The sequence below is a fragment of the Aquimarina rubra genome, from assembly GCF_042684305.1.
Classification (GTDB): Bacteria; Bacteroidota; Bacteroidia; order Flavobacteriales; family Flavobacteriaceae; genus Aquimarina; species Aquimarina rubra.
On the sequence record NZ_JBHULE010000019.1, the window covers coordinates 141882 to 157516 of the forward strand.

Consider the following 15635-nt stretch of genomic DNA (forward strand, 5'->3'; position numbering starts at 1 on the left):
AACCGTTTTTTAGGTTTTACAACTCACCTTTTCCTTATATCTAAAATGAAATTATGATACTGCGGTATCCCCTACCGTATCAGATCCAATACCTACTGTATCTGTAGATTCATCATTACCACCAATCAACTCATTGGTTTGTTGGATTGGATTAAGATCAGAATCAAACTGAGACCAGTCTTCGCACTCAGAATCACAAGGCAATCCTTCCACATTAAGACCGATGGATCCTGCCTGAATAACAGTTAGCGAAGTAGGAACTCGAGTTTCCCAGGTTTCTTCTACTACACTTTCCGGATTTTGAAGTTCTTCTACAATAGAAACGAATTCTTCGTCGTCGATGGTTGGCACTTGACCACCATTCCAGATTTGACCTGTCGCTAAGTACCAGTTTACCATTTCTTCAAATCCAGGACGAACGGTAACGATTACTCTTGCCATTCCACTCTGTAAGAATGCTTTGAACAATGGGTCATTATTTTCTATAATATATCGCTGTGACCAATTGTTTTTACTTGCCCAATAAAATGGATAGAACTGATAGCTTATAATATCCCACTCAAAAGCTTGCTCAAAGAATTTCACCTTGGCAGCATAAGCATTCAATGCATCATTGGTATGATCCGGACGATATTCATCGAGTTTGTTTTTATTACCGGTATACATATCTAATCCGATCTTTTCGTGACCTAATAAGTATGTGATACAATTTTTACGCAATACCGTTTTTTCTATCTGACGATAAAATCCTGGATTAGTTTTAAAAGTTTCTTCCTGAAGTTGCTTTTGTTCAGCCAATTTCTCCTCATATTCAGCCAACTTAGCCTCATACGCTTCGATAATTTTGCTAAAAGATTCCATTTGCCATTGTTGCTTTGCTTTTTCTGTCAAAACACATTTAGCTACTACGTTGACACGGATTCCTCCAACATCAGAACCGATTACAGAAACTGCAAGATCATTTTCTACACCATTTAGATACAATGTTCTTTCCAGATCCCAATTTCTTCTACCAGATAACCCAAAGCTTTTATCTCCTACAGAAATGGTTGCATAACTTAATTCGATTCTATTTGGAACGTAGGTATACCCACCATTTACATAGGCTCTGGTGGCTTTATATCCTTCAGGAATTCTTAAGCTAAAATCGCTGGCACCCGGATAATTATGAGCACTTAAATAACTTGTTCCTGTTACACTAAACGCATCTGAAACATTGATCTCTTTAGCAATACTATCAACCTCAACGTTATAAATTCCTGCCCAATGTGCTAATGTGCTGTCGGTAATTTTTCTATAATCCCTGAGATTCATTGTTCCTGAGACCGCTCTCGGATCCAGAGGCTTTACCAATACTTCTGCATCACTATCACCTTTTAACTTTACTGCGAGGTCATGAAAAGCAGCGGGCTCTGGAACCATAAATTCATACATCAATCGCTTCCCATAATTAAGAATACTATTGTTGTAAATCTTATCTACCCATCGATATACACCAGAGATATGCTTATCGCCTTTACGATTATCAAAACCATGAGAACTATTCTCTTCATATTCTTCGACTACCTTGATTACTCGTTCCTCACGAACTTTTTGGACCACTCTATCTAATGCCCTTTCTGTTAATTCTTTTGCCTGACTAATTGCCTGAAGGTTTGATTCTTCTTTGCTCGTACTATTGGCGTAGCTGGCATTAGCGCTGGCACTAAACCCTGCATTAGAATAAGAAACACCAGCTGCCGCTGCAAAAGATTGATCTTTTGCGATCACAGATGCAATTTCTTGATTCATCTCAAAACGACCTGTAGACGTAGTTTCTGTTAAACTTTCTGTTTCTTGCTCAGTAGATGTAGTCAAAGTATCCTCTTGCCTGCGTAGTCTTCGAGTAGATTTTTCTTTATACTCGCGAGCCATAATATTCTCAATATGAGAAACCTCTCCAGGAACATAACAACATACTTCTTGTTCTACCTTGCGATAATCTGCAATTCCTAATCGTTGAATTCCGAATCCTGTAGGCACTTCATCGATTGGTGTTTCATCTCCACCTGAAACAAGTGTTAATGTACCTGTAGAACATCCACTAGTACTAAATCCAGGAATATTGAATTTATAATTACTCCCGTTAGAAAAATTAATCGTTCCTTTAAATCTCTCAATCTCTTTATTTAATGTAATTCCATTATATAAAGTCAATGAAATACTATTGTTAAATTTTCGCTGTTTAAAAAATCCATTGGTATTGCTAGTACCATCAGCAAAATTCATATGATATATAGTTCCTGCTACATCATAACTACTATCTGGAACCTTAATGGTCATAATAATAGAGTAAAGATTTGACTCAATGGATCCAAGCGCACAACAGTTAAAAGTGAATTGACTTCCTTCTAACATATTTTTTACAGGTAGAGTAGCACCTAATATATTCACCTGCTTGTTTCCAAGATCAGTGTTATCAGATATGATTGCTACGTTTTTTTTGATTTCCTCATTGATGAACTCTCTAATATCACTAAATGAATCCAGTAAAAGCTTTGAGCTCAAAGAATTTACATATGAAAGAGCTTTTTCGCTCAATAGACTGAGTGCTTTTGGGTCTTCTAATTCATTTATCGGCGTAAAATCATAATTCGGTAAGATTAAATTATCATAATCTTTTCTTACTACCGTCGCTCCTGTTTCAGAATCCTCTATAACTCTTTCTACGAAAGTAGCTTCATCATAAGCTTGCTTTACCAATCCATCATAATCTTTTTGATAAAGATCCTGAGTTTTTTGACTTTCCTTAATGTATACTTTTTCTGCATTCTCGATCTCCTCAAGGACACATCTCAACTCATCATTCTTTTCTGTAGCCACCGCAATATCCATTTCTTTCTGAAAATCTTTTGCTAGTACCGGTAGATCTCTAGGGGTTTCAGAATCTGTAACCTGGAGAAATAAATCTTTATCAATAATTACCCTGGACTGAGCCAATTTTCTAAAAGCTTCATCTGTTTTTTCCTTAGTGCTATACTCTTTCAAAAAGAAATCCGCAACAATATATGACAACAACAAATCCCTCAAATAAGGTGATCCACCAGCTAGAATACTATGATGCAAGTCATCCCAAATTGAGAGCATCTGCGAAGGTGTTAATGAATCACCCTCCAGTAATGATACTTTTTGATCAACCTCATCTACAGTAAGGGTCTTTCTGTTAGCTATTAACCATTTTGCAAAGTCTGCAAATTCGGTAAATATACTTTTGAGATCCTCGATCTTAGCAAACGTAGGTGTGAACGAATCAAGCGCATCATTAACAGATTGAATTTTTTCTTCGGTTGTTCCTTCAACTTTTGCAGCATACAACATCACACTATCTACAGGATCCGAAGGATAACTAATAAATCCATTTGCTTTTTCCTGATCCCCAATTAATTCTGGAGAACGCATGGTTACGAATCTGTATAATGTGTTCTTAATGTTTTGACTCATGTTTAGTCTTTTAAAATGTTATAAATTGTTTTTTCTGAAATGAAGAGCTGTTCTATCAGCTCTTCGACAATGACTTTCATTTGTTTTTCTGAATTGTTTTCGACATAATTCTGAACAAACTGTTTACGCTTTTCTAATAACAGTTTACTTCGTTGCATAGGTCTTTTAAATTTAAAATTAGACACAAAAACACCACCCTATTCAAACAAAAGTTTGAATAGTTACCCGTCTAAAGTGATTTTAGCACGACGTCTTATACTAGTTCACCTGAAAATGTTGCAATTGAAGTAACACAAATGTTTGATTATGAATTCTTTTTCGTACTTTAGCAACTAATTACAGTACAAATATACAACATTTTACAGAAATAAACAACAAAATACAGAATTTTTCTGTAAAATGTTTAAATTTATATTCATCATATGTTTTTAACTAAAAAGCTGGTCACATGGTAGCAATCGACGAAAAAATTAGGGAAATAATAGATTTTTTTGGTCTAAACAATCATTCTTTTGCCAAAAGAATAGGAGTTACAAGCACCACAATAGATAGCATTACCACAGGAAGACTCCAATCTGACGGCTCTAGAAAACGCACCAAGCCTGGATACGATTTACTAGAGCGTATCATTGATGAATTCAACATTGACCCGGAGTATCTTTTTGGAAAAAGTCATCACATGTTAAAGCAAAAAAGCCAGGAAATTACAACATATGGTGGAATTCCACAGGTAGTTGCTGTAAATCAGGAAGGGGATGAAAATGTAGTTTATGTGCCGATTAAGGCAAGAGCAGGATATCTGGACGGATATGGCGATACTGAATTTATAGAAACCTTACCTTCTTTTAATATGCCGCATCTTACTAATGGAACTTTTAGATGTTTTGAAGTACAGGGAAATTCTATGGTACGTACTTTTTTTGACGGAGATCTGGTTTTTGGGAAATATGTAGAGGATTTGAATGATATTAAAGATGGAAGAATCTATGTTATTGTTAGTAAAAACGATGGTATTGTATTAAAACGAGTTATTAATAGAATTGAGGAACGTGGGAAACTTATTCTTAAATCAGACAATAAAGATGGTAATTATCCAACCTATACCATCAATTCTGAAGAAATCGTAGAAGCCTGGTATGTTACAATGTTTGCTTCTAAGCAAATGCCAGAACCTGTTGATGTCTATGACCGTTTACATGATTTAGAGACTAAAATTGTTTTACTCGAAGAGGAATTACGAAGGAATAATTAAAAAAGATCGGGCACAACTTAGAAAGCTATTACCCGATCTCACGTAAAAAAACCTCACAATAAAGATTTTTGTACTTATGTATCTATCCTACTTATTAGTATTGTTCAAAATAAATAGGTTAACATTTTGAAGTATATTTATTTACGGAATATTTTTTGAAGCAATACATGAAACTAATTAAGCAGCTAAATTTTCTAGTATGAGAACCTATAAACTTCTATTCTCGGTTATATTCTTAACATATACTGGTTCGACCTATTCTCAATCAATAAAAAACCCATCTTTAAGTCACAAAAAGACTACCAAAACATTGATTATAGATTCTATTCCGGTCACTACTCCTAAAGACTATCGTTTAACGGGAATTAGTAACAACAATAATGATTATAGATTATTTATAGGAACTTCTCGAGTTTCGGACTATCCATCTTTCGGTATCTCGAGAGCTCGGCCATATTTAGTAGTAAGAAACAATGCCTTTACCCATAAATCACTTTTTGATCCTGTGGTAAATATTTCTCTACGGCAACAATCTTGGGACAATCCTTTAGGCTCTGACTCATTTGGAGCTGGGATCGTAGCTGGTAGTTTACAACTTATATCTAGTATTTTTAATTAAAAACGTCTTCATTCAAGCTAAAGCTTTCAGATAAGAAAGATTTTAAAACTTGATAAAAGAATATTCTTGTTGAAGTTGGTGTTTTTTGTGTTCCAAATTTTGCAGAAAAGAAAGATGTTGCTTGCTTTTTGGATTAAATGGCCTATGCGCCATTGCATTTTGGATTTCCTTAACTCTATGCATCGTTTTTAACGCTTCTTCTGAAATCCATGTTTGTTTAAAATACTCCCATATATACTCAATAGCAATTGTACTCGGATGAATCATATCAGTATCATAAAATCTATAATCTCTTAGTTCATCCATCATAATTTCATATGAAGGAAAATAACCGCAATTATTATCAGCAGCTATAGTTTTATGCACAGCAGCAATCAGATGTGATTTACTTAGATTGTTTTCTACAAAACCATCTTTGCTATGTCTTACCGGAGATACTGTAAATATGATCTTCACATTAGGATTTAAGCTTCTAATCAGCCCAATGCTATTCTGTAAACATTGACCTACCTCTTCTACAGATAATAATTCTTTTTGAAATTCTTTTTGCGGTACTTTATGGCAATTTGCCACCACCATATCTAATGCTTGCAAACGATACACCCAAGCTGTACCTAGAGTCACACAGATATGTGTAGCAGACTGAATCTTCTTATATGTTTGATCCAATGCTTCATTAAGAGACTGCAACAACTGTTTCTGATCCGGATGACTCAACTTAGAATGCGCATCAAAACAATGCCATTGCTCGTTATGATAAAACAAATCAGTTTCTGTATACTTTTCCTTCTGAGTAGCCATCCAAAGAAAGGTTTCAATAGCTTTTGGATGAAAAAGTATCCCAAAAGGATTGATCAAGGTTTTGAATTTAAAGTACTCAAACTTTTCTCCTAAATTTTCCGCAAAGCAAGATCCTAGCAATAACAACTCGGCATCATAATCAATTTTAGGTTGCTGAGGTTTTAAGGGTATTTTGGTTTGTAGGTTCATAAGCCCCTCACCCCAACCCTATCCCCAAAGAGAGAGAGGGGGCTTTAGTTTTAGTTATACATATTGTTTTGCTTTCTCCAAAGCTTCTTCTATTCCAGCTGGGTTTTTACCTCCTGCGGTGGCAAAAAATGGCTGTCCACCTCCGCCGCCTTGGATGTATTTTCCTAGTTCTCGAACTACTTGACCTGCGTTCAATCCTTTTTCTTCTACCAGATTTTTTGAAATGTAACACGACAATAATGCTTTCCCATTATTATCAGCTCCAAAAAGCATAAAAGCATTTTCTATTTCTCCACCTATTTCAAAAGACAAATCTTTTATTCCAGCTGGATCAAGATCTACTTTCTTAGCTAAAAACTGAATACCATTTATATCTTCAAACTCTGATTTAAGATCTCCTTTCAGGTTCTTCGCTTTATCTTTAAGCAAAGCCTCTATTTGTTTCTTAAGACTTGCATTCTCTTCTTGCAGCGCTGTAATGGCCTTAATTGGATCTTTTGGATTTTTCAAAATAGCTTTTACCTCAGAAAATGCTTCAGATTGATTGGTGAAATAATCCTTAGCCGCATCACTGGTGATCGCCTCAATTCTTCGAATTCCAGCAGCAACCGCACTTTCTGATGTGATTTTAAAATGCCAAATATCGCTAGTATTTTGTACATGGATTCCTCCACATAATTCCATAGACTCTCCAAAACGGATGGCGCGAACAGAATCTCCATATTTCTCACCAAACAAGGCAATTGCTCCTTCGGCAATAGCTTGGTCGTATGATATATTTCGCTTTTCTTCTAATGGTAATGCTTCTCTTATTCTGGCATTCACAAAATCCTCTACTTGCTGTAACTCATCCGATGAAACTTTAGAAAAATGAGAAAAATCGAATCGTAAGTTTGCACTTTGCACCATAGACCCTTTTTGCTCTACATGGGTTCCTAAAACTGAACGCAATGCCTGATGCAATAAATGAGTTGCCGAGTGATTGGATGCAGATGTAGCACGTGCCTTATCACTTACTACTGCCGTAAAAGTGTCTTCTACATGATTAGGTAGACTTTTTGTAAAATGAATGATCAGGTTATTCTCTTTCTTAGTATCTAAAATGTAATACACATCACCGTTAGAAGCTTCCAGATATCCTTTGTCTCCAACTTGTCCACCACCTTCAGGATAAAAAGGTGTTTTATCTAAAACTAATTGATACAACTCACCATCTTTCTTGCTGTTTACTTTGCGATAACGAGATATTTTCGCTTCGCTTGAAGTATGATCATATCCGATAAATTCCTCTTTGACATCAGGAATCAAAATCTCCCAATCTCCAGCTTTTACTTCGGAAGCAGCTCTGGAACGATCTTTTTGTTTTTGCAATTCTGCTTTAAATACTTTTATATCATATTCATATCCTTGCTCAGATAGAATCAGAGCCGTAAGATCTTCAGGAAAACCAAATGTATCATATAATTCGAACACTTTTTCTCCTGAAACCACCTTACCTTTCGTATTCTTAATTACATTATCCAATAATACCAATCCCTGGTCTAAGGTTCTCAAGAACGAATTCTCTTCTTCTTTTATAACATTGGTGATTAAATTCTTTTGAGATTTCAATTCCGGAAAAGCATCACTCATTTGATTACTGAGCGTATCTACTAGTTTATAGATAAAAGGTTCCTTGGTATCCAAAAATGTAAATCCATATCTGATAGCTCTTCTCAAAATTCTTCGGATCACATATCCTGCACCAGTATTACTTGGCAATTGACCATCTGCTATAGAAAATGAAACGGCTCTAAGGTGATCCGCAATCACACGGATTGCTACACTTACTTTACCGTTTTCATCGGTTGGCAAACTATCTTTATCGTATGTAGCATTGGTAATGGTCTCTATCTCTCTGATTAGTGGTGTAAACACATCGGTATCGTAGTTAGATTTCACACCTTGCAGTGCCATACACAAACGTTCAAATCCCATTCCTGTATCCACGTGTTGTGCTGGTAGTTTTTCCAGGGAACCATCTGCCTTGCGATTAAATTGCATGAAAACAAGATTCCAGATTTCTACTACCAATGGATCATCCTGATTGACCAAATCACGACCTGGTATTTTTGCTTTTTCTTCTTCTGACCTTAAATCTACGTGAATTTCTGAACAAGGTCCGCAAGGTCCTTGATCTCCCATTTCCCAGAAATTATCTTTCTTATTACCCATGATAATGCGATCTTCGGGGACAATATTTTTCCACAGATCATAAGCTTCCTGATCCATGTCCAGGTTTTCATCTTTTGCTCCTTCAAAAACAGAAACATACAGAATGTCTTTATTAATCCCAAAAACATCTGTTAACAGCTCCCAAGCCCATTCGATTGCTTCTTTTTTGAAATAATCACCAAAACTCCAGTTCCCTAACATCTCGAACATGGTATGATGATAGGTATCCATTCCTACTTCTTCCAGATCATTATGCTTACCACTAACTCTTAGACATTTTTGCGTATCAGCAATTCGATTATTTTTAGGAATTCCATTTCCCAAAAAATATTCTTTAAACTGGTTCATCCCGGCGTTGGTAAACATCAAGGTAGGATCATCCTTAATCACCATCGGTGCAGAAGGCACAATACTGTGTTTTTTGGATTCAAAAAACGATAAAAATTGGTTTCTGATGTCTTGGGATTTCATTTTTTTATATTTTCTTAATAATCAATTAATTACCAGTATTTATCTAAAGATATGCTACCGATACTCGTCAGTTTTTTCTGGACTTTGTGACATTTTACTATCTTTGTTCTCGCCCCAAAGTATAAACAAGCCTATTTTTGGCTAATATCCTGCAAAAATAGTATATTTTAGATTATGTCAAAGGTTAAATATTACTACGATAGCGAGACGCTATCTTATCGTAGAATTGAACAAAAGAAAGGACGCAAATTTGGCTTCGCCATTTTGGGTGTTCTTGGAGCATTTTTAGCTGGTTTTGTATTATTACTTATTTACCTTAATATTCCTCAATTAGAGACGCCCAAAGAAAAAGCATACAGAAGAGAGTTAGAAAATATGAAGCTCCAATATGAGCTTATGAACAAACAATTGAAAAAGGATCATGCTGTTCTTGACGAAATTGCAGAAAGAGATGACAACATATATCGCCTTTATTTTGGTGCCCCTCCAATCCCTGAAGAAGTACGAAACGCAGGTTTTGGAGGTGTAAACAGATATAAAGGATATGAAGGGTACGATAATTCTGAAATTATTATTGAAACTCAAAAACAGATCGATGAGCTCACCAAACAAATAGCCGTACAATCTATATCGCTAGATGAAATTAAAGAATTGGCAGAACAAAAGGAAGAATTACTATCTACGATACCGGCTATCCAACCGATACAAAATTCTGATCTAAAACGTATGGCATCTGGATACGGATGGAGAAGTGATCCTTTTACAAAAGCCAGAAAATTTCATTACGGAATGGATTTTTCTGCAGCTACGGGAACACCCATATACGCATCCGGTAACGGAGTTGTGACAAGAGCAGATGCTAATTCCAGTGGATATGGGAAACACGTGCGTATCGATCACGGATTTAATTATGTTAGCCTTTATGCGCATTTAAGTAAATACAATGTAAAAAAAGGGCAGAAAGTGAAACGTGGTGATATCATAGGATATGTAGGAAGTACGGGGAGATCTGTTGCTCCTCATCTTCATTATGAAATATTTAAAGATGGAGATCGCATCAACCCACGTAATTTTTACTACGGAAGTTTAACTTCTGAAGAGTTTAATGAAATGCTCAAAGCTTCTTCTGTAATCAACGAAACTCTAGACTAGCTCCTATGCGAAAGACACTTCTTTTTGTAATTCTATTTGGCCTTAGTTATACAATTCAAGCTCAAAAATTTTCAAAAGAAGAAATCGACTCAATGACGACTATTATTGAGAATTTCAAATTGGAAATGGAAAAACTTTCCGCTCCTAAAAGCATCAAATTGATGGCTGTGGGAGACATCATGATGGGAACTAATTTCCCTAATGAAAGTTATATGCCCCCAAAAGATAAAGGTCCTTTTGATGATGTAAATGTTGTATTACAACAAGCCGATATCTTATTTGGTAACTTAGAAGGAACGCTTACCGATGAAGGCGAAAATGCTAAACGCTGTTCTGATCCTTCTAAATGTTATTCATTTCGATCTCCTGAATCTTTTGGTAAGTATCTTGAAGAAACCGGATTTGATGTGATGAGTATTGCCAACAACCACATTGGTGATTTTGGAACTATCGGTATTAAAAACACTGCCAAAACCTTGGAAAAACATAATATTGCATATGCCGGAGTTTTTGCTCAGGAATCTACGATATTTGAAAAAAATGGTATCACGTATGGATTTTGTGCCTTTGCCCCAAACAAAGATTGCGTAAAAATTCATAACTTAACAAAGGCAAAAAGGATTGTAAAAGAACTTAAAGAAAAGGTGGATATCGTAATCGTATCTTTTCATGGTGGTGCAGAAGGAACAGATCATACTCACGTAACCAGAAAGACCGAACGTTTTTATGGAGAAGATCGTGGAAATGTATATCTGTTTGCACATACCTTAATAGATGCGGGAGCTGATATCATTTTAGGGCACGGCCCTCACGTATCAAGAGCTTTTGAGGTGTATAACAATAAGTTTATTGCCTATAGTTTAGGTAATTTTTGCACCTATTCTAGGTTTAATTTAACCGGAATAAAAGGGTACGCTCCGATCGCAGAAATAGAAGTAGATCCTGAAGGTAATTTTATCAAAGGAAAATTGCATTCTGCTAAACAAATCGATGAGGTGTATCCATTTATGGATGATAAAAAAAGAGCGCTTAAAGAAATTAAAAAATTGACCGAGGAAGATTTTCCGGAGAGTAACTTGGTTTTTGAAGAAGACGGAAGTTTTACCCAAAAAAATGAGAATTAACTATGTATGTTGACTTACCAAAAAAAATGTACTATGGTATTGGCGAAGTCGCTGATGCGTTTGATGTGAATGCTTCTCTTATTCGTTTTTGGGAAAAAGAATTTGATATCATCAAACCCAAAAAGAATGCTAAAGGAAATAGAAAGTTTACTCCAGACGACATCAAAAATCTAGAGTTGATATATCATTTGGTAAAAGAACGCGGATTTACCTTAGAAGGAGCTAAAATTCATCTAAAAGAACAAAAACAAGAAGCATTGGATAGCTTTGATATCATCAGAAAACTAGAATCCATCAGAGGGCAATTGCTTAAAATCAAGGAGCAGTTGTAACCATCTAATTATTCCTTTGTCATAAGGTAATTCCTATAAATATCGGCTTCAATCTTAGAAACATCCGATTGCATCCGAGTAAGCTTTGTGATGCTGGCTATTAAGGGGAAATCTTTAAAGTTAAATTCTAACCAATTCCTCCTTCTACCATCCCTATCATGCACTTGGTCAGTACTTAAAGTATTATTTATTTTGGTTTTTAGTCCTGGAGTTTCTACTAATGCAATAAGATTCTCCCTAAGCTCATCGGTTCTTGTAATAAACTCTTTTCCTTTCTCAGATAACCCATTTTCTGTAAAAAACATATTATTAGGCTTATCCATCAATTCATAATCATCAGGGTCTTTATCATCCAGCATTTTCAGTTTTACAGATTCCAGGTATTTTTTATAGTCTTTGGTTAAGAAGTTTACCTCTTGTGCTTTTGACCATAGATCCGGATCTGTAATCAATCTCAACAACGAATCATTTTCTTTTTCTAAAGGATATGCTATTTGCTCTAATTTTTGATCCATACGAACATAATCCGTAAACATTTTCTTTCTGGCTCTAGAAACTAAAAAGCTGATTCCTGATACAACAAAAACCAATAACACCAGTATGATCAAAAGTGGTTTTTTCATCTATTTATATGTATTGCTTTTTTAAGGTTATACTTCGGCTGAGCTCAGTGCAAGAATGGAATCGCCATAGCATCACTTCTGTTGGATATCAACTTAATGGTTATGGCTTATTTCATTACTATGTCTTTTATTTCTTCCTAAAATACACCGCTACAGGCACTCCGTGAAAATCAAATTCTTTACGTAATTGATTCTCTAAATATCGTTTGTAAGGTTCTCTTATGTACTGTGGCAGGTTACAGAAAAACGCAAACTGTGGTTGAGGTGTAGGCAATTGCATACAGTATTTAATCTTTACATATTTTCCTTTATAAGCCGGTGGTGGATTTCTTTCTATTATTGGCAACATTGTATCGTTCATCACACTAGTCTTGATCTTTTTAGAACGATTTTTATATACTTCTACAGCAGTTTCTATTGCTTTAAAAAGTCTTTGCTTGGTCAATACAGAAATAAATACAATTGGGACATCCGTAAATGGTTCAATTTGTTTACGGATATATTTTTCAAAATCTTTTAAGGTATTGCTTTCCTTATTTTCGATTAAATCCCATTTATTCACAAGAATCACAATTCCTTTGCGATTACGTTCTGCTAACCAAAATATATTCTGCACCTGCGCATCGAATCCTCTTGTAGCATCTACCACTAACAAACACACATCACTATGTTCTATAGCACGAACAGATCTCATAACAGAGTAAAACTCTAAATCTTCTTTTACCTTAGACTTTCTTCTAATCCCAGCGGTATCCACCAAGTTAAACTCAAAACCAAAACGATTGTATTTGGTATCAATTGCATCTCTTGTTGTTCCTGCAATATCAGTAACAATATATCGATCCTCGCCAATCAATGCATTAATGAAAGATGATTTTCCTGCATTGGGTCTTCCAACCACTGCAAACCTTGGCAGTTCTGATTCTTCTTCATCTACTTGTTCTGGCAAAGCTTCTACTAATGCATCCAAAAGTTCTCCTGTACCACTACCATTGATACTGGCTATGGTATAGTATTCTCCCAGTCCTAAGCTATAAAACTCTACTGCATCTGCAGCTCTTTTAGCATTATCTACTTTATTAACAGCAACAAAGATGGGTTTATCTACTTTGCGAAGTAAGTTCGCTACTTCTTCATCCATACCGGTAACACCTGATTCTACATCAACCATAAAAATAATGGCATCTGCTTCATCAATGGCTAACTCAACCTGTTTATCGATTTCTGCTTCAAAAATATCATCACTACCTACTACGTAACCACCAGTGTCTATTAAAGAGAATTCTTTACCATTCCAATCACTCTTACCATAGTGACGATCACGAGTAACTCCACTCACCGCATCTACGATTGCTTCTCTTCTCTGGATCAGTCTATTAAAAAAAGTAGATTTACCTACATTAGGTCGCCCTACAATTGCCACTATATTACTCATTATCTGAATTCTAAAATTTGTGCAAAATTAGTCTTTTTATTCTACCTAAACTATTGAACCCTGATTATGTGTTAGAAAATCTATTACATAGTTAGGATTGAAATTTAAATATTTGACGAATACAGTAAAAGCGAAGGTTCTAAAAAACGAAAAAGCTCAACGGTCAGCGCATCGACCTATTGAACTTTTTCATAATTGATAGTCAGTCAGTGAAATAATTACTTACTTCAAAGATAAAAACAAAAACAGATATCTTGGTTACTGTAAAACAGCAAACTTTTTATGGACGATTGATTACTTAATCTCATAAATTGCCACCGTATTAGAAACCTCATGTGTTATAATTACTAAATCATTACCTGTTGGACTATCTGAAGCTTTTACAGCGATCAACCCTTCTGGCCCTACATCGTCAGTATCTATCATCCAATCTAAAAACGTAGGATTCGTTGGGTTTGAGATATCAAATACCATTGCGCCACCTGTTCTTTCTAAACCAACAAACAGTAATGTTCTGTCATCGATTTTTAGGGTTTCTACAGCCTCTGGCTCTGCTCCTTTATCATCAGATCGATCATCTACCTGTCCTTCATCATTATTAAACAGTAAAGGTTCTAACTCAAAAGTTTTCTTACCGATAAAATCTCCGCTATCATATATTACATTTCCGGATGTATTCCAGATGGTAAAGGACCTTCCTCCATAAACGTATATTTCATCATAATCTCCATCTCCATCTATATCTCCGTTTGCAGTAGTCGTTTTTAATCTTCCTAAGTTTTCATCTAACTGTAGCGTAGCTGCATCAGGAAATACTGTTGGGTCTAACGTTAAATCTTTGACTCTTTCTTCTTCAGAAAATCCATCATAATCTCTGGCATCTCCTTCATTGGCAGAAACGATATACCCTGTACCATTAATGGTAACATACTCAATCGCATCCGGCTGATACATTCCAAAAACCGGCCAATTCTTAAAATTACCAGCCATATCATCACGATTACTGGCATCCATTTGATTCTGCGCAAGCGAATGATTTTTTACCCCAAGTCCTAGAATATTGGTTATCGTTTTAGTTTCGAGATTTACTATTGCCAGCCCATTATTTTCCTGTAAAGAAACATAAGCCGTTTCAGCATCATCAGAAATAGCAACATATTCTGGCTCCACATCCTGAGCGAGCGTAGCTCCTTGACCAAATACTCTAAAGTTATTATTGATAGTCTGTGAATTAAAAGAAGTGAAATCTAAAGTCGTTGTTTGTCCCGAAGCAACTTCTATAATAGTAACCGAACCTTCAGGATCATTGGTATATAAATCATCCGGTTCTCCTTCATTAGCAGCTACAATATATTTTCCGTCAGGGCTAAAAGTCACCATATCCGGAAGCGCTCCTGCATTATAGGTATTAAGAAAAGCTTGTGTATCTGAGCTATACGTAGCTATCGTTCCATTGGCTTGTTTGCTAGACGAATTTTCTAATGCAACTGCCACGATTCCGTTAGCAACGGCCACACTATTAGGTATTCCGGTCACGGTTATATCAGTACCGGGCGTTGGAGTTGATGGATTAGACAAATCCCAAACTGATATTTCTGTATCATTAGGATTTACTATAAACAACTTGTTGGTCATAGGATCAAATGCAGAGATCTCAGCAAATCCCTCATCGCCTGTACCATTGCTAAAAGCTCCAATTTTTTTAAAAGTTAACTCTGAAGTATTAATAGAGTCCATTCCATTATCATCATCAGATTTACAAGAAATAAACATACTTACTAGGACCAAGGTCAACGTAGCTTTATTGAAAGTTTTCATTATTAATTAATTTGATTTGAATTAGTTATCAAAAATGAATAATGAGTATATCCTTAATGTTACGAGAAGAATAAATTATCTATAATTTATAAAAAAACGGTCTAAAAATTTAGACCGTTTTTTTA

General features: G+C 35.5%; 12 protein-coding genes. 5 read left to right on the forward strand and 7 right to left on the reverse strand.

The window, feature by feature from the left end; genetic code table 11:
- Nucleotides 1–51: 51 nt before the first annotated feature.
- Both ACFSR1_RS09100 and ACFSR1_RS09105 read right to left on the reverse strand, forming a co-directional pair.
- On the reverse strand, nucleotides 52–3480 hold the full coding sequence (locus ACFSR1_RS09100; RefSeq protein ID WP_378291738.1) for a hypothetical protein: 3429 nt from the start codon (nucleotides 3478–3480) through the stop codon (nucleotides 52–54).
- Between the two features lie 2 nt (nucleotides 3481–3482).
- The gene (locus tag ACFSR1_RS09105) at nucleotides 3483–3638 is read right to left on the reverse strand and encodes a hypothetical protein (protein ID WP_378291740.1); all 156 of its coding nucleotides are present in this window, start codon (nucleotides 3636–3638) and stop codon (nucleotides 3483–3485) included.
- Between the two features lie 290 nt (nucleotides 3639–3928).
- Here ACFSR1_RS09105 and ACFSR1_RS09110 point away from each other — a divergent pair, with 290 nt between their 5' ends.
- Together ACFSR1_RS09110 and ACFSR1_RS09115 are read left to right on the forward strand one after the other, a co-directional pair.
- Complete coding sequence (locus tag ACFSR1_RS09110) at nucleotides 3929–4732, forward strand: S24 family peptidase (protein WP_378291742.1); 804 nt, start codon at nucleotides 3929–3931, stop codon at nucleotides 4730–4732.
- A 199-nt stretch (nucleotides 4733–4931) separates the two neighbouring features.
- Complete coding sequence (locus ACFSR1_RS09115; protein ID WP_378291744.1) at nucleotides 4932–5351, forward strand: hypothetical protein; 420 nt, start codon at nucleotides 4932–4934, stop codon at nucleotides 5349–5351.
- Nucleotides 5352–5393: 42 nt separating this feature from the next.
- On the opposite strand, the gene ACFSR1_RS09120 is transcribed toward ACFSR1_RS09115, so the two are convergent.
- Together ACFSR1_RS09120 and alaS are read right to left on the reverse strand one after the other, a co-directional pair.
- Nucleotides 5394–6341: a GSCFA domain-containing protein gene (locus ACFSR1_RS09120; RefSeq protein ID WP_378291746.1), complete on the reverse strand. Its 948-nt coding sequence runs from the start codon at nucleotides 6339–6341 to the stop codon at nucleotides 5394–5396.
- Nucleotides 6342–6395: 54 nt separating this feature from the next.
- Nucleotides 6396–9026: an alanine--tRNA ligase gene (alaS, locus tag ACFSR1_RS09125; RefSeq protein WP_378291748.1), complete on the reverse strand. Its 2631-nt coding sequence runs from the start codon at nucleotides 9024–9026 to the stop codon at nucleotides 6396–6398.
- Nucleotides 9027–9200: 174 nt separating this feature from the next.
- Between alaS and ACFSR1_RS09130 the strand changes: the two genes are divergently transcribed.
- Genes ACFSR1_RS09130 through ACFSR1_RS09140 form a run of 3 tightly spaced genes read left to right on the forward strand, consistent with a single transcriptional unit; the run spans nucleotide 9201 to nucleotide 11634 of the window.
- Nucleotides 9201–10178 carry a peptidoglycan DD-metalloendopeptidase family protein gene (locus ACFSR1_RS09130; protein ID WP_378291750.1) on the forward strand — a complete coding sequence of 326 codons (978 nt, stop codon included), beginning with the start codon at nucleotides 9201–9203 and terminating at the stop codon, nucleotides 10176–10178.
- 5 nt (nucleotides 10179–10183) lie between these two features.
- Complete coding sequence (locus ACFSR1_RS09135; protein WP_378291751.1) at nucleotides 10184–11302, forward strand: CapA family protein; 1119 nt, start codon at nucleotides 10184–10186, stop codon at nucleotides 11300–11302.
- 2 nt (nucleotides 11303–11304) lie between these two features.
- Entirely contained in the window at nucleotides 11305–11634 is a 330-nt protein-coding gene (locus tag ACFSR1_RS09140; protein ID WP_378291753.1) for a MerR family transcriptional regulator, read from the forward strand.
- A gap of 8 nt (nucleotides 11635–11642) precedes the next feature.
- On the opposite strand, the gene ACFSR1_RS09145 is transcribed toward ACFSR1_RS09140, so the two are convergent.
- From ACFSR1_RS09145 to ACFSR1_RS09155, 3 genes are all read right to left on the reverse strand, one after another.
- Nucleotides 11643–12257, reverse strand: a complete 615-nt coding sequence (locus tag ACFSR1_RS09145; protein WP_378291755.1) for a hypothetical protein — start codon at nucleotides 12255–12257, stop codon at nucleotides 11643–11645.
- Nucleotides 12258–12384: 127 nt separating this feature from the next.
- Nucleotides 12385–13692, reverse strand: coding sequence for a ribosome biogenesis GTPase Der (der, locus tag ACFSR1_RS09150; RefSeq protein WP_378291757.1), 1308 nt, complete (start codon nucleotides 13690–13692; stop codon nucleotides 12385–12387).
- A 294-nt stretch (nucleotides 13693–13986) separates the two neighbouring features.
- Complete coding sequence (locus ACFSR1_RS09155; protein WP_378291758.1) at nucleotides 13987–15510, reverse strand: choice-of-anchor I family protein; 1524 nt, start codon at nucleotides 15508–15510, stop codon at nucleotides 13987–13989.
- Between the last annotated feature and the right edge of the window lie 125 nt (nucleotides 15511–15635).